Source organism: Pseudomonas chlororaphis (genome assembly GCA_001023535.1).
In the GTDB taxonomy this organism is placed as follows: Bacteria; Pseudomonadota; Gammaproteobacteria; order Pseudomonadales; family Pseudomonadaceae; genus Aquipseudomonas; species Aquipseudomonas chlororaphis_E.
Genome location: CP011020.1, coordinates 2069791 through 2090461, shown reverse-complemented (window position 1 = coordinate 2090461; position 20671 = coordinate 2069791). Strand labels below are relative to the sequence as shown.

The following is a 20671-nucleotide window of genomic DNA, read 5'->3' as shown; positions in this document are numbered from 1 at the left end:
ACCAGATACCTCGGTGTGTCAGCTGGATCTCGTTGAATGTATCAGGGTTGCTGCGCAACCCAGCGGGAGCAAGCTCCCTCGCCACAAGGGGGAGACTGTTTCAGGGTTTATCCTTCAACCGGCGGAATATGCCCAAACAACTCCTGGGCAAAGGCCACTCGTTCTTCCACGGTCTCAACCACGCCACGGGCCTTGAGTGCTTCCAGGTGCGCTTCCACGGCGTGGGTGCGCAGGGTCAGGCCGCAGTCGTTGGCGATCTGGATGTTCAGTCCCGGCCGGGCATTGAGTTCCAGGATCAGCGGGCCTTTTTCCTGGTCCAGCACCATGTCCACGCCGATGTAGCCCAGCCCGCACAGTTCGTGACAACCGGCGGCCAGCTTCATGAAGCCGTCCCAGTAGGGCAGTTGCACGCCGTCCACCGCGTTGGTGGTGTCGGGGTGCTTGGTGATGATGTTGTTCAGCCAGGTGCCGCGCAGGGTCAGGCCCGTGGCGAGGTCGACGCCCACGCCGATGGCGCCCTGGTGCAGGTTGGCCTTGCCGCCGGACTGGCGGGTCGGCAGGCGCAGCATGGCCATCACCGGATAGCCCATCAACACGATGATGCGGATGTCCGGCACGCCTTCGTAGCTGATGCTCTTGAAGATCTGGTCCGGCACCACCCGGTATTCGATCAACGCCCGGTCCCGGTGCCCGCCCAGGGAATACAGGCCGGTGAGGATGCTGGAGATGTGGTGCTCGATTTCCTCATGGCTGACGATCTTGCCAGAGACCGTGCGATAGCGGCCCTCGAAGCGGTCGGCGATGACGATGATGCCGTCGCCGCCAGCGCCCTGGGCCGGCTTGATCACGAAGTCGGTGCGCCCGCCGATGATCCCGTCGAGCTTGTCGATTTCCTTCTCGGTGGAAATGATCCCGTACAACTCCGGCACATGGATGCCGGCCTCGATCGCCCGTTCCTTGGTGATGATCTTGTCATCGACGATGGGGTACAGGCTGCGCTTGTTGTACTTGAGCACGTAGTCGGCGTTACGCCGGTTGATGCCCATGATGCCCCGCGCTTCCAAGGCCTTCCAGGTCTTCCAGAAACCGAACATTACGAGTCAGCCTTGAGGAAGGCCTTGAACCGTACCAGCTCGGTCAGGCGGTAGCCGCGATAGCGCCCCATGGCCAGCATGAAGCCCACCAGGATCAGCAGGATCGCCGGGAACGTGAACACGAAATACACCAGCTCCGGCACGCTCATGATCAGGTGCGCCAGGGAGGCGGCGAACAGGGTGCCGATGGCGACCTTCATCGCATGGCCGGCGCCGCGTTCTTCCCAGGTAATGGACAGGCGTTCGATGGTCATGGTCAGGATCACCATCGGGAACAGCGCCACCGACAAGCCGCGCTCCAGGCCCAGCTTATGGCTGAACAGGCTGATGGCGGCGATCAGCACCACCACGAAGGTCAACACCACCGAGAGCCTGGGCAGCATCTGCAACTTGAGGTGTTCCAGGTACGAGCGCAGCGACAGCCCCAGCGCCGTGATCACCGTGAACAGGATGATCCCGAAGCCCAGTTGGGTTTCCCGGAAGGCCAGGGCAATCAGCACCGGGGTGAACGTTCCCAGGGTCTGCAGGCCGATCAGGTTGCGCAGCACCAGGATCACCAGCACGCCGATCGGGATCATCACCATGATCATGAACGTCTGCTGGGTCTGCAGGGGCAGGCCGTAGAGCGAGTATTCGAGGAAGTTGGCGTCGGTGTTCTCGTCCGTCAGCTTGGCCAGGCGGATTGCGTTCATCTCGCTGTTGTTCATGCTGAAGGTCACGGTGGCTTTCTTGCCGCCATCGACGGTGATCAGGTTTTCATCGCCGGTCCACCACAACAGCCGGTCGGTGGGCAGGCCCTGCTCGCCGGTGTCAGGGCTGAAATACAGCCAATCGGTGCCGTTGAAGCTGCGCAGCCACAGTTCCGGCGTCTGCGGCTGGTCGGCCACCAGGCGGATGGTGTGGACTTTTTCCACCGGGACGTGGGCAATCGACAGCACCAGTTCGACGATGCGCGCTTTGTTGCTCGACGACGGATCGCCGGCCAGCAGCAGCTTGACGTTGTCGTCGTTGAGGTTGTTGACCCGCTTGATGGCCTCGCTGATGAAGGTCTCGACGTCGGCCGAATGCTGGCGGATTGGGGCGAGCAGGGCTTCGGCGGCGAGTTTTTCCGGGCCCTCGACGGCGATGCTGTCACGGAAGGTCGGGCCCTTGACCTTGGTTTTTTCGGCGCTGTAACGCTTGGTCAGCACCAGGCGGTAGTAGAGCGTCTGGTTACCCTTGGCACGACGGGCCGACCACGTCACCTTGCGGTTACCGTCGACCCGGTTCACCGCCACACCGTAATTGTTGGAAATGAAGCTCTCGTTGAGGCTCACGTAGTCGCGGCTCAGGGGCGGCACGAACATCTGGACCTTGACCGGATCCTTGGCGTTGGGCACGAACTCGACCTTGGCGTCGATGTTCCACAAGTCGTCGGTGGCGTCTTCGGTCACCGGGATGCCGAGCACGAAAATCTGATAGGCCGTCACCGACAGGCCCAGCACCACCAGGATGGCGATCAGCATTTTCAAATGGAGGGTCAGGGAGCGCATTGGAATTACTCTGCGGTTTGAGCGGCATTGGCGCAGGCGGGTTTGCCGGCAGCGTATTTGAGACTGGGGTCGACCAGCGCGTCGAAGCGCTTGAGCGCTTCGGAGCCAATCAGCAACGGGTATTGGAAAGCGCTGCGGTCGGTCAGGTTCACTTCAATACTGCGCAGGGCCGAACCCATGCAGATGTCCAGTTCGATGACCGGCCGAGCCGTGTACTTCTTACCTTCTTCCGGGTCGTAGTCACCGGCGCGGCGCTTGATCTTGCTGACCCTGGCCAGCGGACGTTCGATGGGGTGCGAGTGGGCCGCGTCGATGGCCAGGTAGAAACGCACCCAGGATTCGCCGTTGCGCTTGAAGCGCTTGATGTCGCGGGCACTGAGGGACGCTGTCTTGGCCCCGGTGTCGAGCTTGGCGGCCACTTCCAGGTCGATGCCCTGCAAGGCCGCGTATTCGTTGAGGCCGTACACGGTTTTTTCGCCCGCCGCGGCAAGCCCCGGCAGGCACATGAGATAGAGAGCAGCAGATAAGGGCTTGAGTGTCATAGATCCTGGTGCGCAGCATTCCGTTCATCGGTTCAGGCCCTGGCATTACTGCGCAAGCTCCTTCAGGCGCTTTCCCTATATAGAGGAGAGCGGCAAACAGCGGCGGCATTCTAGCACGGTGGTTTTCTGACGCCACCGCTGGCCGGAGGCTACGATTGAACCATGCGAGCGGTTATGGAGAAGGTCGTTATTAGACGATTGTCGACAATATGGATTTTTACTTTGACGAATAGTTCTTTATTGGTTAGTTTTTGGCACATTGCTTTTAAAGGTGTCGACAATATGCTCGGTCAGCTCGAAACCCCGGTGATGGCCCAGGACGACTCGGAAACCCTCTCCGAGAACGTGTTCCGGCGTATCCAGGCGGCCATTGTCCAGGGCGACATTGCCCCCGGCAGCAAGATCTCCGAGCCGGAGCTGGCCCGCACCTACGGCATCAGTCGCGGGCCGTTGCGCGAGGCCATCCATCGCCTGGAGGGCCAGCGCCTGCTGGTGCGAGTGCCTCATGTCGGCGCGCGGGTGGTGTCCCTGAGCCATGCCGAGCTGTTGGAACTCTACGAAATCCGCGAATCCCTCGAAGGCATGGCCTGCCGCCTGGCAGCCGAGCGCATGACCCTGGAAGAAATCGACGAACTGCGCCGGGTCCTGGAAACCCACGAGCGCGATGCGGCGTTCCAGGCCGGTGTCGGCTACTACCAGCAGGAAGGCGATTTCGACTTCCACTACCGGATTATCCAGGGCAGCGGCAACCGCACCCTGACGCAAATGCTCTGCGGCGAGTTGTATCAACTGGTGCGCATGTACCGCATCCAGTTCTCCACCACGCCCAACCGTCCGCGCCAGGCCTTTGCCGAGCACCACCGGATTCTCGATGCCATCGCCGACCGTGACGGCGAATTGGCTGAATTACTGATGCGCCGGCACATCGGCGCCTCCAAACGCAACATCGCGCGTCATTTCCAGGACAGCGCCGCCACTGAACGAGGTGAGTCATGAGTTCCAGCAAGAGCACGCCAGGCCAGCGATTCCGCGACGCGGTCGCCCAGGAGCATCCGCTGCAGGTGGTGGGCACGATCAACGCCAACCACGCGTTGTTGGCCAAGCGCGCCGGCTTCAAGGCGATCTATCTCTCGGGCGGCGGTGTGGCGGCCGGCTCCCTCGGTGTGCCGGACCTGGGCATTACCGGCCTGGACGACGTGCTGACGGATGTGCGTCGCATCACCGACGTGTGCGACTTGCCGCTGCTGGTGGACGTGGACACCGGTTTTGGTTCCTCGGCGTTCAACGTGGCGCGCACGGTCAAGTCGATGATCAAGTTCGGCGCGGCGGCGGTGCATATCGAGGACCAGGTCGGCGCCAAGCGCTGCGGTCATCGGCCGAACAAGGAAATCGTCTCGCAACAGGAAATGGTCGACCGCATCAAGGCGGCGGTGGACGCTCGCACCGACGACAGTTTCGTGATCATGGCCCGTACCGATGCCCTGGCCGTGGAAGGGCTGGAGTCGGCCCTCGACCGTGCCGCCGCGTGCATCGAGGCCGGTGCCGACATGATTTTCCCCGAAGCGATCACCGAGCTTGAGATGTACAAGCTGTTCGCCAGCCGGGTGAAGGCGCCGATCCTGGCCAACATCACCGAGTTCGGCGCGACGCCGCTGTACACCACCGAGCAGTTGGCCGGTGCCGACGTGTCCCTGGTGCTGTACCCACTGTCGGCCTTCCGTGCCATGAACAAGGCGGCCGAGAACGTCTACACCGCGATTCGTCGCGACGGCACGCAGCAGAATGTCATCGACACCATGCAGACCCGCATGGAGCTTTACGATCGTATCGACTACCACACCTTCGAGCAGAAGCTCGATGCGTTGTTCGCGGCGAAGAAATAAGGCCCGCTCCCGAAACTTGCCGATTCCCTACAAATTCAACAATTGGAGACAGCAAATGGCCGAAGCAAAAGTACTCAGTGGCGCCGGGCTCCGTGGCCAGGTGGCCGGGCAAACCGCTTTGTCCACCGTGGGCCAGTCCGGTGCCGGCCTGACCTACCGTGGCTACGATGTTCGCGACCTGGCGGCAGAGGCGCAATTTGAAGAAGTGGCGTACCTGCTGCTGTACGGCGAGCTGCCGACCCAGGCGCAACTGGACGCCTACACCCGCAAGCTGCGTCAGCTGCGGGACCTGCCCCAGGCCCTGAAGGAAGTGCTCGAGCGCATCCCCGCCGACGCCCATCCAATGGACGTGATGCGCACCGGCTGCTCGTTCCTGGGCAACCTGGAACCCGAGCGCGATTTCACCGAGCAGCAGGACAAGACCGACCGCCTGTTGGGCGCATTCCCCGCGATCATGTGCTACTGGTATCGCTTCAGCCACCAGGGCCAGCGCATTGAGTGCGTCACCGACGAAGCCTCCATCGGTGGCCACTTCCTGCACTTGTTGCACGGCAAGAAGCCGAGCGAGCTGCACGTCAAGGTGATGAACGTGTCGCTGATCCTCTACGCCGAGCATGAGTTCAACGCCTCGACCTTCACCGCCCGGGTCTGCGCCTCGACCCTTTCGGACCTGTTCTCCTGCATCACCGCGGCCATCGGCTCGCTGCGCGGCCCGCTGCATGGCGGGGCCAACGAGGCGGCGATGGAAATGATCGAGCGCTTCGACTCGCCGGAAGCGGCGATCAAGGGCACGCTGGCGATGCTTGAGCGCAAGGACAAGATCATGGGCTTCGGCCACGCGATCTATAAGGACAACGACCCGCGTAACGAGGTGATCAAGGGCTGGTCGAAAAAGCTTGCCGACGAAGTGGGCGATACGGTGCTGTTCCCCGTCTCCGAAGCCATCGACAAGACCATGTGGGAGCAGAAGAAACTGTTCCCCAACGCCGATTTCTACCACGCCTCGGCTTACCACTTCATGGGCATCCCGACCAAGCTGTTCACACCGATCTTCGTGTGCTCGCGTTTGACCGGCTGGGCCGCCCACGTGTTCGAACAACGCGCCAACAACCGCATCATCCGCCCGAGCGCCGAATACACCGGCGTCGAACAGCGCAAGTTCGTGCCAATCGAACAACGCTGAGCTGGAGGGCGCTGGCGCTGTAACTGAAGGAACCGCCTTCTCTTGTGGGAGCGGGCTTGCTCGCGAAGACGGACTGACATTCAAGATTGATGTCGACTGACACACCGCATTCGCGAGCAAGCCCGCTCCCACAGTTGACCGGGTTCACTTCAATAGCTGCGCCGGCCCCTCTGAAACCACCGTGACCCGAGTCCTGACGATGAACACAGAATTTCGCAAACCGCTGCCCGGCACTTCGCTGGATTATTTCGACGTTCGTGGGGCCGTCGAGGCCATCCGTCCCGGCGCCTATGACGGCCTGCCGTACACCTCCCGCGTGCTGGCCGAGAACCTCGTGCGCCGCTGCGACCCGGCGACGCTGGGCGAATCGCTGCTGCAACTGATCGAGCGCAAGCGTGACCTGGACTTCCCCTGGTTCCCGGCCCGCGTGGTGTGCCATGACATCCTCGGCCAGACCGCCCTGGTGGACCTGGCCGGCCTGCGTGATGCCATCGCCCAGCAGGGCGGGGACCCGGCGCAGGTCAATCCGGTGGTGCCGACGCAACTGATCGTCGACCATTCCCTGGCCGTGGAAAGCGGCGGCTACGATCCCCAGGCGTTCGCCAAGAACCGCGCCATCGAAGACCGGCGCAACGAGGACCGATTCCACTTCATCAACTGGACCAAAAAGGCCTTCAAGAACGTCGACGTGATCCCGCCCGGCAACGGGATCATGCACCAGATCAACCTGGAGAAAATGTCCCCGGTGATCCAGCAGCGTGACGGCGTGGCATTCCCCGACACCTGCGTGGGCACCGACAGCCACACGCCTCACGTCGATGCCCTGGGGGTGATCGCCATCGGTGTTGGCGGCCTGGAAGCGGAAAGCGTCATGCTCGGCCGTGCCTCGTGGATGCGCCTGCCGGAAATCATCGGCGTCGAACTGACCGGCAAGTTGCAACCGGGCATCACCGCCACCGACATGGTGCTGGCACTGACCGAGTTCCTGCGCAAGCAAAAGGTCGTCGGCGCCTGGCTGGAGTTTTTCGGTGAAGGTGCCCAGGCCCTGACCCTGGGCGACCGCGCGACCATCTCCAACATGGCCCCGGAATACGGCGCCACGGCGGCGATGTTCTACATCGACCAGCAGACCATCGATTACCTGAAGCTCACCGGTCGTGAAGACCAGCAGGTGCAACTGGTCGAGACATACGCCAGACAAGTTGGCTTGTGGGCCGATCACCTCAAGGGTGCGCAGTACGAGCGCGGCCTGAGTTTCGACCTGTCGTCGGTGGTGCGCAACATGGCAGGGCCGAGCAACCCCCACGCCCGCGTGGCCACCACGGACCTGGCGGCCAATGGCATTGCCGGGCAATGGACCGAAGTGCCGGGGCAGATGCCCGACGGCGCGGTGATCATCGCCGCCATCACCAGTTGCACCAACACCAGCAACCCGCGCAACGTGATCGCCGCCGGCCTCTTGGCGCGCAACGCCAACCGCCTGGGCCTGGTGCGCAAGCCGTGGGTCAAGTCCTCCCTGGCGCCCGGTTCGAAAACCGTGGCGTTGTACCTGGATGAGGCAGGCCTGACCAAAGAACTGGAGCAACTGGGCTTTGGTGTCGTGGCCTTTGCCTGCACCACCTGCAACGGCATGTCGGGTGCATTGGACCCGGTGATCCAGCAGGAAATCATCGACCGCGACCTGTACGCCACCGCCGTGTTGTCGGGCAACCGCAACTTCGACGGCCGCATTCATCCGTACGCCAAGCAGGCGTTCCTCGCGTCGCCGCCGCTGGTGGTGGCCTATGCCATCGCCGGGACCATCCGTTTCGACATCGAGAAGGACGTGCTGGGCGTGGTGGACGGTCGGGAAATCCGCCTCAAGGACATCTGGCCGAGCGACGAAGAAATCGAAGCGGTGGTCAAGGCCTCGGTCAAGCCGGAACAGTTTCGCCAGGTCTACATCCCGATGTTCGCTATCCAGGAAGACACCGGGCCGAAAGTCACGCCGCTGTACGACTGGCGTCCGCAAAGCACCTACATTCGTCGTCCACCTTATTGGGAAGGCGCGCTGGCCGGTGCGCGGCCGCTCAAGGGCATGCGCCCGCTGGCGGTGCTGCCGGACAACATCACCACCGATCACCTGTCGCCGTCCAACGCGATCATGCTCGACAGCGCCGCCGGTGAATACCTGGCCAAAATGGGCCTGCCGGAAGAGGACTTCAACTCCTACGCGACCCACCGGGGCGACCACCTGACCGCGCAGCGCGCCACCTTCGCCAACCCGAAACTGTTCAACGAAATGGTCCAGGAAAACGGCAAGGTCAAGCAGGGCTCCCTGGCCCGGGTCGAGCCGGAAGGCCAGGTCATGCGCATGTGGGAAGCCATCGAAACCTACATGCAGCGCAAGCAGCCGCTGATCATCGTCGCCGGTGCCGACTACGGCCAGGGTTCCTCCCGGGATTGGGCGGCCAAGGGCGTGCGCCTGGCCGGTGTCGAGGCGATTGTGGCCGAGGGCTTCGAGCGCATCCATCGCACCAACCTGGTGGGCATGGGCGTGTTGCCATTGGAATTCAAGCCCGGCACCGACCGCAAGACCCTGGGTATCGACGGCAGCGAGGTCTATGACGTGATCGGCGAGCGTACGCCGCGGGCGACGCTGACGCTGGTGATCACGCGCAAGAACGGCGAGCGCGTCGAGGTGCCGGTGACCTGCCGTCTCGACACCGCCGAAGAGGTGTCGATTTATGAAGCCGGGGGCGTGTTGCAACGCTTCGCCCAGGACTTTCTTGAATCGGCGGTCGCCGTTTAAATCTCACGATAGGGAGTAGGAGCGTCCATGGCTCACGCACCACAAGTCAGAATCCCCGCCACCTACATGCGTGGCGGCACCAGCAAAGGCGTGTTCTTCAGCCTGCAAGACCTGCCCGAGGCCGCCCGCGTCCCGGGGCCGGCGCGCGATGCCCTGTTGTTGCGAGTCATCGGCAGCCCCGACCCGTACGAGAAACAGATCGATGGCATGGGCGGTGCGACGTCCAGCACCAGCAAGACGGTGATCCTGTCCAAGAGCTCACGCGCCGATCACGATGTCGATTACCTGTTCGGCCAGGTCTCCATCGACAAGCCATTCGTGGATTGGAGCGGCAACTGCGGCAATCTGTCGGCGGCGGTGGGCTCGTTCGCCATCAGCAGCGGCCTGGTGGAGGCAGCGCGCATTCCGCACAACGGCGTGGCCGTGGTGCGGATCTGGCAGGCCAATATCGGCAAGACCATCATCGCCCATGTGCCGATCACCGACGGCGCGGTGCAGGAAACCGGCGACTTCGAACTCGATGGCGTGACCTTTCCGGCGGCTGAAGTGCAGTTGGAGTTCCTGGACCCGGCGGCTGACGAGGAGGGCGGTGGCGGTTCGATGTTCCCCACCGGCAACCTGGTGGACGACCTTGAGGTGCCGGGTGTCGGTACGTTCAAGGCGACCTTGATCAACGCCGGGATCCCGACGATTTTCATCAATGCCCGAGACGTCGGTTATACCGGCACGGAATTGCAAGGCGCGATCAATGGCGACGCCAAGGCACTGGCGATGTTCGAAACCATTCGGGCCCACGGCGCCTTGCGCATGGGTTTGATCAAGCACCTGGACGAAGCTGCCCAGCGCCAGCACACGCCGAAGGTGGCGTTCGTCGCACCGCCGGCGGACTACGTCTCGTCGAGTGGCAAGACGGTGGCTGCCGGCGACGTTGATTTGCTGGTCCGGGCGTTGTCCATGGGCAAGCTGCACCATGCCATGATGGGCACCGCGGCCGTGGCCATCGGCACCGCGGCCGCCATTTCCGGCACCCTGGTCAACCTCGCCGCCGGCGGCACCGAACGCAGCGCCGTACGTTTCGGCCACCCCTCCGGCACCTTACGCGTCGGCGCCGAAGCCAGCCAGGTCAACGGCGAATGGACCGTGACCAAGGCCATCATGAGCCGCAGCGCGCGGGTATTGATGGAAGGGTTCGTGCGTGTGCCGGGGGATGCCCTGAACTAAGTTGAAAGCCTGTGGGAGCGGGCGTGCCCGCGAAGCGGTGTATCAGCCAGCACAAAGGTTGGAGGCGCTGGTTTTTTCGCGAGCAAGCCCGCTCCCACAGGGGCGCTGTCAGTCTCCTGCCAGTGCCGCGATGACTTGTCCAATATTGCCCTCCAGCTCCGCCACCGGGTCGGCGGCGTCGGTGCTCAGCACCAGCAATTGGCTACCGCCTTCGCGGATGGCCGCTTTCACGGCCTCCGACGGTTGGCGATGGTGCAGCACCAGCGCCACTTCGTTGTCTTTCAATTGGGCGGTCAGTTGGGCGAGGGCCTCGGGTGTCCATTCGGCGTCGGGGCGGGCGTCGGTGTCGATTGTGTCCAGGTTCAGCCCACTGATCAGGTAGCCGAAGTGTTCGCTCAGGCTGACCACGCTCAGGTTGTCGGCACTGGCGAGGCGTTTTTCGCTGTCGGCGCTGAGCTTGAGCAGGCGTTGCTTGAGGGTCGCCAGGTTGCTGTCGATGCTGGGCTTGGCCGAGGGCGCCAGGCGTACCAGGTCGGCGGCGATCACATCGGCCATCCGCCCGAGGTTATGACTGGCCATCCACGGCTGGCTCGCCAGGCCATCGGCCGTGCCCGGTTGCACGGCGATCCCTGGCAAGGCACCGTCCACCGGGCGGGCGGCATCGACTTCGACAATGCGGATGTTGCTGCGCCGGGCCATGGGGTACAGCGGATCGTCTGGCCACAGTGAGCGCAGGCCGATCACCGCGTCGGCGTCACGGGCCAGTGTGTTCAGTGCTGGAGCGCCCCGGCCACTGAAATAGGCGCTCTGCCGGGTGCCGGGCAAGTTGGCCGGGGCCGCTCGGTCCAGCTTGACGTCAGTGCCCTTGAGCAAGGTCTCGCTCAACCCGTAGGTGACAGGCAGCGAGGCCAGCAGGTGCACGGGCCGGCTGCTTTCGGCGGCGAATGCGGGGAGGGTGATCAGGCCGCCTAGCGCCACGGCTAGGCTCAAGCGTCGAAGCATCATCATTTATCCAAGGTTCCCTTTGAGGCTGGGGACGACACCGCGGGCGATGGCGCTCAAGGCGAAGGCGATGCCGGCCACCAGGATGATCGCGGCACCGGAGGGGATCGGCAGGTCGAAAACGATCGGTGCGAGGATTCCGCACAAGGTACTGACGGTGGCGATCAGCACCGAGCAGCCGAAAAAGCCTTTCAATGACTGGCTGAGCAAGCGCGCCGCCGCGGCCGGGATCACCAGTAAGGCGCCGACCAGGATCGCGCCGATGACTTTCACCGCCGCCACCGTGATCAACGTCACCAGGACCACGAACAGATAATCCAGGGTCTTGACCGCCACGCCTCGCACCGCCGCCAGTTGCGGGTTGAAACTGGCCAGCATGATGCGGTTGTACAGTGGCAACGCCAGGGCCATCACCAGCGAGCCGACCACCGCCAGCACCAGCAGGTCGTTGCCGTTGACCGTCAGTACCGAGCCAAACAGCACGTTTTCGAGGATGTGCACGTTGATCTTGCCCGCCAGGATCAGCAGCAGGCTGGCGCCCAGGGCCAGGGACACGGAAAGGAAGACGCCGATCAAGGTGTCCGGTGCCAGGCCGGTACGGTTGCGCAGGTAGTTGAGCAGGATGCCGAACAACAGGCAGTAACCGAACAGGCTGCCATACGGCCCGGTGTAGGGCTCGCCCAACAGGATGCCGATGGCGACGCCGGTCAGCGCCGCGTGGCCCACCGCCTCGGAGAAAAACGCGAAGCGCTTGACCACCACCAGTGTGCCCAGGCCGCCCAGCACCGGTCCGATCAACAGCCCGGCCAGCAGCGCATTGACCACGAACCCGTAGGCCAGCGCCTCGGGCAGGTAGCCGGACGAGGCCCAGCCCTGGACCATCAAGCGAAAGGCTTCATAGCTCATCAGGCGGCGCTCCCGTTCGTCCGTGGATGGGTGGAAAACAGCGACAGCAAGCGTTCGGGGGTGAGGGTCTGGTGCGGTGGACCGTCGAACAGCACCCGGCGGTTCAGGCCGGTGACCCGGTCGGCCAGGCGCGCGACGGCTTCCAGGTCATGCTCGATCCAGAGCACGGTGATCCCGGCTTCGCGCCAGTCCCGCAGCAACCGTTCGAAGACCTGGATCCCGGCCTCGTCCAGCGCCGACATCGGTTCATCCAGCACCAGCAATTGCGGCGGTGGGATCAAACCCTGGGCGAGCAGTACTCGCTGGCGTTCGCCGCCAGACAGCGCGCCCATGCGTCGCTTGCGTTTGTCCTGCATGCCGACCCGTTCCAGGGCCGCGCCGATGGCACCGGCGTAATGCCGGCTCAGGCCGAGAAAGGCGGGCCGTCGCTGACACATCGCCGCCATGAAATCATCCACGGTCATGGGCAGGCCCCGGTCGAACTCCAGCGCCTGGGGCACGTAGCCAATCACGCCGGGTTCGCCCGGCCATTGCAGGCTCAAGCGGCCCTGGTGTGGCATCTGCCCGAGCAATGTCTTGATCAGTGAGCTCTTGCCGCCACCGTTGGGCCCCACCAGGGCGTGGATGCTGCCGGGCGCCACCTGGAACGCCACCTCATCGAGGATGGTGGTGCGACCGAGGTCCAGGCGGATGCCGGCGAATTCAATCAACGGCCCGGTGTGAGGCCGGGTGAGGGTTTGCTGGGCGGTCATGCGCCGGACTCCTGGATGGCCCGGACCACCGTGTCGAGGTTGCCGGTCATTTCCTTCTCGTACTTCTCGGCGCTGTAGTCGCCGTAGGAAATGTGCGAGAGCGGGTACAGCTTCACGCCGGACTCACGTTGGATGGTGTCGACGTAGGTGGACGGAAAATCCATCTCGGAGAAGATCACCTTCACGTCCAGCTCGCGCAGTTGATCGATGGTCTTCTTCAGTTGGCTGGGGCTCGGCTCGATGCCATGGGCGGGCTCGACCACCGCGGTCACTTCCAGGCCGAATTCACGCAGCAGGTAGTCGTAGGCGGCATGCACCGTGGCCACCCGCAGCTCGGCGTTGGGCGCCTGGGTCAGTTTCGCCAGGGCGGCGGCGCGCATCTGGCGCAGGCGCTTGCCGTAGGCACGGGCGTTCTGGGTGTAGGTCTTGGCGTTGTCCGGGTCGAGCTTGCCCAGTTCCCGGGCGATGTTGTTGACCTGGGCAATGGAGGCGCTGATGGACAGGAACGTGTGCGGGTTCACCACTTTGCCCGCGCCGCGGGCCGCGGTACCGGTGGCCGCCAGTAGCGGCACGTTCTCGTTGGCTTCGATCACCTTCACGTCCGGGGTTTCGCTGGCGGCGATCATGCGGTCGGCGAAATCGTCATGGCCCACGCCGTTGAGCACGATCACGTCGAGGCCGCCGATGCGTTTGATGTCTTCGGAGCGAGGCTCGTAGGCGTGGGGGTTGAAACCGGCCGGGATCAGCGGGACGACCTCGGCCTTGTCGCCGACGATGTTCGCCACGTAGCTGTAATAAGGGTGCAGGGTAATGCCGATGCGCAGGCGCTTGGCTGTTTCGGCGCTGGCCGGCGCGGTGAACAGGCAGGCCAGCAGGCTGATTAGCAGCAGGCGCAGCAAGGAGCGGCGTTGAGGGGCGATAGGCATGGGCGAAGGGTCTTCTCTCGAATCAGGGGCGTGGGTCAGTGCCGATGCTGGCGGGTCACGCCGGCGTCGAATTGCGCGACGATCTGCTGCCAGCCGGCGGCGGACAGCGCGGCATCGTCCAGTGCAGTAGGCGCCGTGGGGCGATTGCCACGGTTGAGCCAGATGTCCGGTGCAGCGTCGGAAGCTTCGCCGATGCGCATCAGAAACGAACCGGCGACGGCGGGATTGCCGCTCGTACCGAAGTAGGCCCGATCCCCCAGCGACTGCCAGGCGTGGCCGCCGCGGCTGACGGAACTGGCGTCCTGGGCGAACGGGGCAAAGCCTTCATCCGCCAATGCCTGCGGGGTGGGCAGCGAGGGGTGTTCTTCGCGCAACAGGCGAATTTCATCCAGGGTCACTCGCAGGTCCGCATAGAGGCCTTGTTCCGCGGCGCTGAGGTCGCGGCGGGCGTCGAGCTGGTTCGAGGCCAGGACGTGCGTGTCTTCGGCCTTGCGGTGCCATGTCACGACCGACCCGGCCACCAGCACGATGACCAGGCACAACAGCGCGACGTAGAGGGTTTCATGGCCCGCGCCGGCAGGCCGGACGACTTGAGTCGTGGACGGGTTCATGGGGCCTCGATGTCCGCTTGGTCGATTTCCACCACGTGGCCGGGGCCGGCGTCGAAGAGCACATAGAATTCAGCGTTCGGTTTCTTGAAGGTCAGCGTTGAATCCGCCCCCAGCTTGCCCGGAACCAGGATGGTTTCGTCGTAGCCAATGACGTCCAGGGTCACCCCAGGCGCGCCGCTGCCGTCGGAAAAGCCACCGGTGCACTGGATCTGCTCGGCGTCGATGGCCTTGCATTCGCACATCGGGTTGTGGGCCAGGACACTGGAGCTGAAGCCAGCGCAGAACAGCAGCGCCAGGCGCTTGAAACAGGCGCGGGAAGTCATCGTTGGGTTCCTTGGGTGTTCAGCCAGGCGACGGTGGCCGGTGACGCCTGGCTCAGGGGAATGGAAGCCTGGTGCATCGAGCCATCCCAACCTTCGAGGGTTATCCACAGCTCGGCGTCCGGCTGAGTCTTGGACGGCACCGGCAGCAAGGCGCCCATGCGATAGGGCGAGCCGAAGAAAATCACCCCGGCGGCCCGCAGGCTGCGAGGCTTGCCGATGCGCAGGTAGGTGGCCTTGACCTGGCCGATGCAACGTTGGCACAGGGCCGCGTTGAAATGCTTCATGGGCCCGGCTGGGCCCTCCTGGCGTGGCGCTTCATTGCGAAACTCGGCCAGGCGCAGGCTCCAGGGCCCGACCTGGATTTCACCGACGTCCCGTTGACCCAGCCCCTCGTCGCCACGGAACAACGCCGCTTCGGAGAAATACTTGGGCATGAATCCCAGGGGAATCAGCAACAGCAGTACGTTGAGGTGAAAGCGCCATTTACGCCAGATCAGGTTCAGGCGTGACGGTGTCGATGGGTGGGTAGTGGACTGGCTCACAGGCTGCCCTCCGATGATTCACTGCCCATGGACGGCTGCAGTGACCGTGCAGCCCGTGCTCCTCGGCTGGGCTTCTGGCTGCGCTTGAAGGCGTTGGCGGTGGCGAGGGCCGTGCGCTTGGTCCAGATCAGCAACCCACTGAGCACCATCATGCTCAGGATCAGGCCGAAGAAGAACCAGATCAGCTTGATCCACAGCCCGCCGAAATCCCCTGTATGCAACGGCCGCATGGATTCGGTGACGAACTCCAGGGTGGTGCGGTCCGACAGCAGCCGCAAGGCCGCCACGTCACCGTCGTAGGGGTTGAGCGTGGCGGTCTGGAACATCAGCGGGTACCAGCCGCGTCCACTGATTTCCAGATGGCTGTAGGCATTGCCGGGCAGGTTGATGAAGCTCGCTTCCAAGCCGGGGATTCGCTGCTGGGCAATTTCAAGGGCCCGGTCCAGGTTCAACAGGGGCGGTGCCGTGCCGTCGGCCGACAGAGGCACGCTTTCCCGGGCGACCACCGGCAGCACGGGCTCGCTGGAAATGGAAATCTGGTTGTCGAACAGCAAGGCCTGGATCAGGAACCAGGTACCGGTGATGGAAATGACCGCGATGAACCAGATCGACCAGATGCCACTGAGGCGGTGGAAGTCGCCCCAGAAAATCCGCGCGCCGTGGCGAATGCGCAGGGTTGGACGAAAAAAGCCTTTCCAGAAGCGCTTGTAGACCACCAGCCCGGTGACCAGGGACGCCAGCAGCGGCAGGCCGAGGAACGACACCAGGTACCAGCCCCAGCTGAAACCGTTGGTGAACGGGACCAGCCACCAGCCGTGCAGGGCGCGGGTGAACGCCTGGAAGTTGAACGTCGGCGCCGAGCCCTGGATGACGCCGCTGTAGGGGTTGACGTAGACCGTGTCGGGACGGCCATCAGGGTAGGTGACCCGGACCTCCAGGGCGAAATGCGATTCATCCGGGCGGGTGATGCTCTGCACCTGGGTAAGCGGCTGGGCTTGCCTGATCGCCGCGACCACCTGCTCGTAGCCGAGCAGCGGTGCATCGTCTGTCGGCTTGCTGGCGCGCATCTCCGGGTTGGCCAGCCAGACGATCTCCTGGCTGACCACGGCAAGGGTGCCGGTGACACACACGATGAGGACGAAAAACCAGATGGGCAATGCCAGCCAGCTATGGACCAGGAACCAGAGTTTGGAGCGGGACTTCTTGGACATGATTGAACGTCTTGATTCGATGAAAGGCTCTGTATTACGGGCTTCGCAACACGGTGAACCCTGGACGGGCGGGCCGTGGCTTTTGCCGACGCGGCCCGCTGCATCTAATTAAGACGAACGAGAAACTGAAATCCCGAAGGGAAAGATGAAAGAAAATGTTTCGCAATCAGTTTTAGTCCTGTCCGTGGGAGCGAGCAGGTTTGCTCCCACAGCGGGATAGGGCTTCAGGTCAGCCTGATTGGAACATCTCCCGGGCCCGTTGCTCGATCTGTTCCTGGGTCAGGTCCTCCTTGTGCGTTGCCAGGAACCACACATGCCCATAGGGATCTTTCAGGCTGCCGGTGCGATCCCCATAAAACTGGTCTTTCACTTCCGAGATCACCGTACCGCCCGCGTCGATGGCCTGGGCAAATGCACTGTCCACGTCCTCGACGTACAGGTGCAGGCCTACCGAGGGCGATGCGTCCGGATTGCGCAGCGGGCCTTGGTCGCAAGGCGTACCGAGCATGATCGGGAAGTCGTTGATCCGCAGTTCGGCGTGTCCGACGCTGCCATCGGGCATCGGCAGGCGCATGACCTCGGTGGCGTTGAAGGCCTTTTTATAGAACTCGATGGCTTCGGCCGCTTTTTGAATGCCCAGGTAGGGCGTGATGCAATGGAAACCTTCAGGAATGGTTTTGGCACCCATGACGTTTCTCCTTGTGGGGTAGGGCGAAGAGCACCTTCGCTGACTGGCGCCCATCCACTATAGGACAGCGTTCTGGCACCTGGTCGCGCGCCGACGAACGTCTCACGGCGCGTCCAGCAGATGAGCGCCCGGCCCGCGCTTGCCCAGCACATCGCCCTGGTTGCGCAGGGGGCAATGCTCCATCGACAGGCAGCCGCAGCCGATGCAGCCGTTGAGCCGGTCGCGCAGTGCCACCAACTGGTTGATGCGCTCATCCAGCGCCTGGCCCCATTGCGCCGAGAGGCGTTGCCAGTCAGTCGCCGTGGGCGCGCGGCTATCCGGGAGGTTTTTCAAGGCCTCGCCAATTTCCGCCAAGGGAATGCCCAGGCTCTGGGCAACCTTGATCAGCGCCACGCGGCGCAACACTTCGCGCGGGTAACGCCGTTGGTTGCCCGAATTGCGCGTGCTGTTGATCAAGCCCTTGGCTTCATAGAAGTGCAGGGCGGTGACCGCCACGCCGCTGCGGGCGGCGACTTGGCCGACGGTGAGTTCCTTGTGGACATCGATCGATTTCATTGGCCTGAATTTCTCGCTTGACCTTGACTTAACTAGAGGTTTTACCCTGCAGGCCTTCGGATCTCAAGATCCGCCTTACACACATCGGGAACCTTTCATGCAGATGCCAAGGAACAATCGCAGTTTCACCCAGCTGATGGAGTTCAACATCGAACCTCAATGGCAGCAGGCCTTGGTCTCGGCGCTGTCGGAGCAGACCGAGCGCCTGGCCCGTGACCATCAGGGATTGCTGAGCGCCAGCATCCAGGCCAGCGAAGACGGTCGGCGAGTACTCAACTATTTGCAGTGGCAAACCCGTGAGGCGGGCGAAGCAGCGCTTCGTAGTGTCGAAGCCGGCGAGCAGGACTTCTGGCGGTTGGTGCACCGGGCCAAGGCCGTCACGTTCGGCTCATTCGAGGTGCTGTGCAACATCGAGCGCAGCCTCGATAACGCCTTGCATTGCCAGTTGGTCGATTAAGCGCAACGGTCGATTCGAGGACGCGATACCCACTATCGAGAGGGTTGATTTCTGCCCGGCAGGGCCCGCGAGTAGCCTTTGTTCATCGCCCAACTCCAGAACACCGGACACTTGCCATGAACCGTACCCTTGCCGTTTTGCTGCTGTTGACTGCCACCGTATTGAGCGGTTGCGCCACCTCGTCGCCGGAGCTGCGTCCCTACAGTGCCGATGAAACCCGCGAGCTGGCCCTTGAGGCCTTGAATCGCCGCGGCCTTTCGTTCGAGGAATACCACGCGAAGAAAACCGAGTTGCTCGGCACCGCGCAAAAGAATGTCGGCTTCGACGACCAGGGCGAGATGAGCGCCGAACTGGGTGTGCAGACACCTGGCCGCTCAAGCTGAGGGACTGTACTGCTCGAAGTTTTGCCCAACTGTCCATGGGTTTGCGCCAGGACGTGGGGTAGGGTCATGGCTTGACTGACCGCCCCGATGGACTGACTTCACATGACCCTCTCGCTCGACCTCTTGCTGGGCTTCGCCCTGTTTGCCCTGGTGACCTCGATCACGCCGGGTCCCAACAACACCATGCTGTTGGCCTCGGGTGTCAATTTCGGTTTCAACCGCACTATTCCTCACATGCTAGGCATCACCTGCGGCTTCTTTTCCCTGGTGCTGGCGGTAGGCCTAGGCCTGGGCGCGGTGTTCCAGGCATACCCGTTGCTCTATACCGCATTGCGCTACATCGGGGCGGCGTACCTGTTGTACCTGGCGTGGAAAATCGCCCACTCCGGCCCGGTATCGGACAGCCAGCCGGGAGCGCACACGCCCATCAGCTACTGGGGGGCGGCGGCCTTCCAGTGGGTCAACCCGAAGGCCTGGATCATGGCCATCGGTGCCATCAGCACGTACACCCCTTTGCAGGGCTATTTCTTCAATGTGGTGGTGATCGCCGCGGTGTTTGCCCTGATCAACCTGCCGAGCGTGAGCCTCTGGGTGGTTTGCGGCAGCCTGTTGCGCAACCTCTTGCGTGATCGTCGCTGGCTGCGCCTGTTCAACTGGGGCATGGCGCTGTTGCTGGTCGCTTCGTTGTATCCGCTGTTGCTCGAAAGCATCAGTTGAGGGCTGAGCTTCGACGCGATGCCTGCTAAGCTCGCTGTTCAGGAGCGTTCCTACGCACTTTTAAACGAAGTCCGACTTCTTTAAGGTCTTTGATCAGGTATTGCTTGTCTCGAATCCCAACGAGGGCGCCTGATCCCGGAGCAGGCTCTGCGAGTTTCCCATGAAAAAACGTCCGCTATATTTCGATTATGCCGCCACCACGCCGGTGGATGAGCGGGTCATACAGGTCATGGTCCAGTGCCTTGGCTTTGACGGCAACTTCGGCAACCCGGCTTCCAGTTCCCATGCTTTCGGCCAGGAGGCCCGTCTCTCGGTCGATCGGGCCCGCCAGCAAGTGGCGCATCTGGTGGGCGCCCAGCCCGAGCAGATCGTCTGGACTTCCGGCGCTACCGAATCCAACAACCTGGCCCTCAAGGGCGTTGCCCAGGCCCGCGCCGGGGGCGGTGGTCATGTCATCACCAGCCTGATCGAGCACAAGGCGATCCTCGACACGGCAAGACAGCTCGAGGAAAGCGGCGTCGAGGTCACATGGCTGGCGCCGGACGCCGAGGGGCTGATCAGCCCGCAGGCGGTTCGCGACGCTCTGCGTGAAGACACGTTCCTGGTGTCGCTGATGCTGGTGAACAACGAGTTGGGCACCGTCAATGATGTCGTGGCCACGGGCGAGATCTTGCGTGAGCACGGTGCGCTGTTTCATGTCGACGCCGCCCAGGGTGCCGGCAAGGTGAAGATCGACCTGGCCCGCTGGCCGGTGGACCTGATGTCGTTTTCCGCCCATAAAATCTATGGCCCCAAGGGGATCGGTGCGCTGTACGTCGGCGACCGTGCCCGGCCGCGGCTGGCGGCGCAGATTCACGGTGGCGGGCACGAGGGCGGCCTGCGTTCCGGGACCCTGGCGACCCATCAGATCGCTGCCATGGGCGCCGCGTTCGAACTGGCCGCCCAGGCGTTCGACGAAGAGCTGGCCAAGATCGCCCGGTTGCGCAATCGTTTGCTGGAGCCGCTGCTGGCCTTGCCCGGGGTTTGTATCAACGGCAGCGCCACCCGGCGAATTCCCCACACATTAAGCCTCACGTTCAATGAAGGGACGTTCGACCCAGCGACCCTGGGTGCGTCGATTGCCTTTTCCGCGACCTCGGCCTGCAACTCGGCGCATAACACGCCGTCCCACGTGCTGCTGGCCTTGGGGCATGATGCACGCGCGGCGGGACGCACCGTCCGTCTGAGCCTGGGGCGTTATACCACCGAGCAGGACATCGATGAAGCGGTACGGCTGATCAAGGCTGCATGTGCGACGGCGCCGGCGTTTTGGGCCACCACCCCATGAGCCGAGCGTCTTCGGCAGCGAACAA

At 63.3% G+C, this 20671-nt stretch carries 22 protein-coding genes; 9 read left to right on the top strand and 13 right to left on the bottom strand.

Features of this window, described 5'->3' with window-relative positions; genetic code table 11:
- Positions 1–107: 107 nt before the first annotated feature.
- Genes VM99_09120 through VM99_09110 form a run of 3 tightly spaced genes read right to left on the bottom strand, consistent with a single transcriptional unit; the run spans position 108 to position 3168 of the window.
- A complete protein-coding gene (locus VM99_09120) occupies positions 108–1094 on the bottom strand; it encodes an alpha-L-glutamate ligase (protein ID AKJ98212.1) in 987 nt (328 codons plus the stop codon).
- Positions 1094–2626: a membrane protein gene (locus VM99_09115; protein AKJ98211.1), complete on the bottom strand. Its 1533-nt coding sequence runs from the start codon at positions 2624–2626 to the stop codon at positions 1094–1096. Before VM99_09115 ends, VM99_09120 begins: the two co-directional genes overlap by 1 nt.
- Positions 2627–2631: 5 nt before the next feature.
- The gene (locus VM99_09110) at positions 2632–3168 is read right to left on the bottom strand and encodes an ATP-dependent zinc protease (GenBank protein AKJ98210.1); all 537 of its coding nucleotides are present in this window, start codon (positions 3166–3168) and stop codon (positions 2632–2634) included.
- Between the two features lie 282 nt (positions 3169–3450).
- Here VM99_09110 and VM99_09105 point away from each other — a divergent pair, with 282 nt between their 5' ends.
- The 5 genes from VM99_09105 to VM99_09085 all read left to right on the top strand — a co-directional run bounded on the left by VM99_09105 (position 3451) and on the right by VM99_09085 (position 10246).
- Entirely contained in the window at positions 3451–4164 is a 714-nt protein-coding gene (locus tag VM99_09105) for a GntR family transcriptional regulator (GenBank protein ID AKJ98209.1), read from the top strand.
- A complete protein-coding gene (gene prpB / locus VM99_09100; GenBank protein ID AKJ98208.1) occupies positions 4161–5051 on the top strand; it encodes a 2-methylisocitrate lyase in 891 nt (296 codons plus the stop codon). The genes VM99_09105 and prpB overlap by 4 nt, the downstream gene beginning before the upstream one ends.
- Positions 5052–5106: 55 nt before the next feature.
- On the top strand, positions 5107–6234 hold the full coding sequence (locus VM99_09095; protein ID AKJ98207.1) for a methylcitrate synthase: 1128 nt from the start codon (positions 5107–5109) through the stop codon (positions 6232–6234).
- Positions 6235–6433: 199 nt separating this feature from the next.
- Positions 6434–9025 (top strand): aconitate hydratase, encoded by a 2592-nt coding sequence (locus tag VM99_09090; protein ID AKJ98206.1) that lies wholly within the window; start codon positions 6434–6436, stop codon positions 9023–9025.
- A 27-nt stretch (positions 9026–9052) separates the two neighbouring features.
- Positions 9053–10246 carry a 3-methylitaconate isomerase gene (locus VM99_09085; GenBank protein ID AKJ98205.1) on the top strand — a complete coding sequence of 398 codons (1194 nt, stop codon included), beginning with the start codon at positions 9053–9055 and terminating at the stop codon, positions 10244–10246.
- Between the two features lie 108 nt (positions 10247–10354).
- Here the strand turns inward: VM99_09085 and VM99_09080 are convergent, their stop codons facing one another.
- From VM99_09080 to VM99_09035, 10 genes are all read right to left on the bottom strand, one after another.
- Positions 10355–11254: a metal ABC transporter substrate-binding protein gene (locus VM99_09080; GenBank protein AKJ98204.1), complete on the bottom strand. Its 900-nt coding sequence runs from the start codon at positions 11252–11254 to the stop codon at positions 10355–10357.
- Positions 11255–12154, bottom strand: a complete 900-nt coding sequence (locus VM99_09075; GenBank protein ID AKJ98203.1) for a zinc ABC transporter permease — start codon at positions 12152–12154, stop codon at positions 11255–11257.
- Positions 12154–12906, bottom strand: a complete 753-nt coding sequence (locus VM99_09070; GenBank protein ID AKJ98202.1) for a manganese ABC transporter ATP-binding protein — start codon at positions 12904–12906, stop codon at positions 12154–12156. Before VM99_09070 ends, VM99_09075 begins: the two co-directional genes overlap by 1 nt.
- A complete protein-coding gene (locus tag VM99_09065; GenBank protein ID AKJ98201.1) occupies positions 12903–13832 on the bottom strand; it encodes an ABC transporter substrate-binding protein in 930 nt (309 codons plus the stop codon). Before VM99_09065 ends, VM99_09070 begins: the two co-directional genes overlap by 4 nt.
- 35 nt (positions 13833–13867) lie before the next feature.
- A complete protein-coding gene (locus tag VM99_09060) occupies positions 13868–14443 on the bottom strand; it encodes a hypothetical protein (GenBank protein ID AKJ98200.1) in 576 nt (191 codons plus the stop codon).
- Positions 14440–14766 carry a hypothetical protein gene (locus VM99_09055; GenBank protein ID AKJ98199.1) on the bottom strand — a complete coding sequence of 109 codons (327 nt, stop codon included), beginning with the start codon at positions 14764–14766 and terminating at the stop codon, positions 14440–14442. Before VM99_09055 ends, VM99_09060 begins: the two co-directional genes overlap by 4 nt.
- Positions 14763–15308 carry a thiamine pyrophosphate-binding protein gene (locus VM99_09050; GenBank protein AKJ98198.1) on the bottom strand — a complete coding sequence of 182 codons (546 nt, stop codon included), beginning with the start codon at positions 15306–15308 and terminating at the stop codon, positions 14763–14765. Before VM99_09050 ends, VM99_09055 begins: the two co-directional genes overlap by 4 nt.
- On the bottom strand, positions 15305–16519 hold the full coding sequence (locus VM99_09045; GenBank protein ID AKJ98197.1) for a peptidase: 1215 nt from the start codon (positions 16517–16519) through the stop codon (positions 15305–15307). The genes VM99_09050 and VM99_09045 overlap by 4 nt, the downstream gene beginning before the upstream one ends.
- A 229-nt stretch (positions 16520–16748) precedes the next feature.
- Complete coding sequence (locus VM99_09040) at positions 16749–17207, bottom strand: glyoxalase (protein ID AKJ98196.1); 459 nt, start codon at positions 17205–17207, stop codon at positions 16749–16751.
- A gap of 102 nt (positions 17208–17309) precedes the next feature.
- Positions 17310–17762, bottom strand: coding sequence for a MerR family transcriptional regulator (locus tag VM99_09035; protein AKJ98195.1), 453 nt, complete (start codon positions 17760–17762; stop codon positions 17310–17312).
- Between the two features lie 97 nt (positions 17763–17859).
- Here VM99_09035 and VM99_09030 point away from each other — a divergent pair, with 97 nt between their 5' ends.
- The 4 genes from VM99_09030 (at position 17860) to VM99_09015 (ending at position 20646) form a co-directional block, all read left to right on the top strand.
- A complete protein-coding gene (locus tag VM99_09030) occupies positions 17860–18219 on the top strand; it encodes an antibiotic biosynthesis monooxygenase (GenBank protein ID AKJ98194.1) in 360 nt (119 codons plus the stop codon).
- Positions 18220–18335: 116 nt separating this feature from the next.
- Positions 18336–18602, top strand: a complete 267-nt coding sequence (locus VM99_09025; GenBank protein ID AKJ98193.1) for a lipoprotein — start codon at positions 18336–18338, stop codon at positions 18600–18602.
- Positions 18603–18704: 102 nt separating this feature from the next.
- Complete coding sequence (locus tag VM99_09020; GenBank protein ID AKJ98192.1) at positions 18705–19319, top strand: lysine transporter LysE; 615 nt, start codon at positions 18705–18707, stop codon at positions 19317–19319.
- Positions 19320–19479: 160 nt separating this feature from the next.
- Positions 19480–20646, top strand: a complete 1167-nt coding sequence (locus tag VM99_09015; protein AKJ98191.1) for a class V aminotransferase — start codon at positions 19480–19482, stop codon at positions 20644–20646.
- The last annotated feature ends 25 nt before the right edge of the window (positions 20647–20671 follow it).

What these genes read in the sequence shown, in the direction of transcription:
- VM99_09070 (AKJ98202.1), bottom strand. Translation starts at nt 12,906, where the DNA reads ATGACCGCCCAGCAAACCCTCACCCGGCCTCACACCGGGCCGTTGATT.
- VM99_09035 (AKJ98195.1), bottom strand. Translation starts at nt 17,762, where the DNA reads ATGAAATCGATCGATGTCCACAAGGAACTCACCGTCGGCCAAGTCGCC.
- prpB (AKJ98208.1), top strand. Translation starts at nt 4,161, where the DNA reads ATGAGTTCCAGCAAGAGCACGCCAGGCCAGCGATTCCGCGACGCGGTC.
- VM99_09075 (AKJ98203.1), bottom strand. Translation starts at nt 12,154, where the DNA reads ATGAGCTATGAAGCCTTTCGCTTGATGGTCCAGGGCTGGGCCTCGTCC.
- VM99_09105 (AKJ98209.1), top strand. Translation starts at nt 3,451, where the DNA reads ATGCTCGGTCAGCTCGAAACCCCGGTGATGGCCCAGGACGACTCGGAA.
- VM99_09015 (AKJ98191.1), top strand. Translation starts at nt 19,480, where the DNA reads ATGAAAAAACGTCCGCTATATTTCGATTATGCCGCCACCACGCCGGTG.
- VM99_09060 (AKJ98200.1), bottom strand. Translation starts at nt 14,443, where the DNA reads ATGAACCCGTCCACGACTCAAGTCGTCCGGCCTGCCGGCGCGGGCCAT.
- VM99_09045 (AKJ98197.1), bottom strand. Translation starts at nt 16,519, where the DNA reads ATGTCCAAGAAGTCCCGCTCCAAACTCTGGTTCCTGGTCCATAGCTGG.
- VM99_09085 (AKJ98205.1), top strand. Translation starts at nt 9,053, where the DNA reads ATGGCTCACGCACCACAAGTCAGAATCCCCGCCACCTACATGCGTGGC.
- VM99_09055 (AKJ98199.1), bottom strand. Translation starts at nt 14,766, where the DNA reads ATGACTTCCCGCGCCTGTTTCAAGCGCCTGGCGCTGCTGTTCTGCGCT.
- VM99_09095 (AKJ98207.1), top strand. Translation starts at nt 5,107, where the DNA reads ATGGCCGAAGCAAAAGTACTCAGTGGCGCCGGGCTCCGTGGCCAGGTG.
- VM99_09120 (AKJ98212.1), bottom strand. Translation starts at nt 1,094, where the DNA reads ATGTTCGGTTTCTGGAAGACCTGGAAGGCCTTGGAAGCGCGGGGCATC.
- VM99_09025 (AKJ98193.1), top strand. Translation starts at nt 18,336, where the DNA reads ATGAACCGTACCCTTGCCGTTTTGCTGCTGTTGACTGCCACCGTATTG.
- VM99_09030 (AKJ98194.1), top strand. Translation starts at nt 17,860, where the DNA reads ATGCAGATGCCAAGGAACAATCGCAGTTTCACCCAGCTGATGGAGTTC.
- VM99_09065 (AKJ98201.1), bottom strand. Translation starts at nt 13,832, where the DNA reads ATGCCTATCGCCCCTCAACGCCGCTCCTTGCTGCGCCTGCTGCTAATC.
- VM99_09080 (AKJ98204.1), bottom strand. Translation starts at nt 11,254, where the DNA reads ATGATGATGCTTCGACGCTTGAGCCTAGCCGTGGCGCTAGGCGGCCTG.
- VM99_09020 (AKJ98192.1), top strand. Translation starts at nt 18,705, where the DNA reads ATGACCCTCTCGCTCGACCTCTTGCTGGGCTTCGCCCTGTTTGCCCTG.
- VM99_09115 (AKJ98211.1), bottom strand. Translation starts at nt 2,626, where the DNA reads ATGCGCTCCCTGACCCTCCATTTGAAAATGCTGATCGCCATCCTGGTG.
- VM99_09090 (AKJ98206.1), top strand. Translation starts at nt 6,434, where the DNA reads ATGAACACAGAATTTCGCAAACCGCTGCCCGGCACTTCGCTGGATTAT.
- VM99_09040 (AKJ98196.1), bottom strand. Translation starts at nt 17,207, where the DNA reads ATGGGTGCCAAAACCATTCCTGAAGGTTTCCATTGCATCACGCCCTAC.
- VM99_09110 (AKJ98210.1), bottom strand. Translation starts at nt 3,168, where the DNA reads ATGACACTCAAGCCCTTATCTGCTGCTCTCTATCTCATGTGCCTGCCG.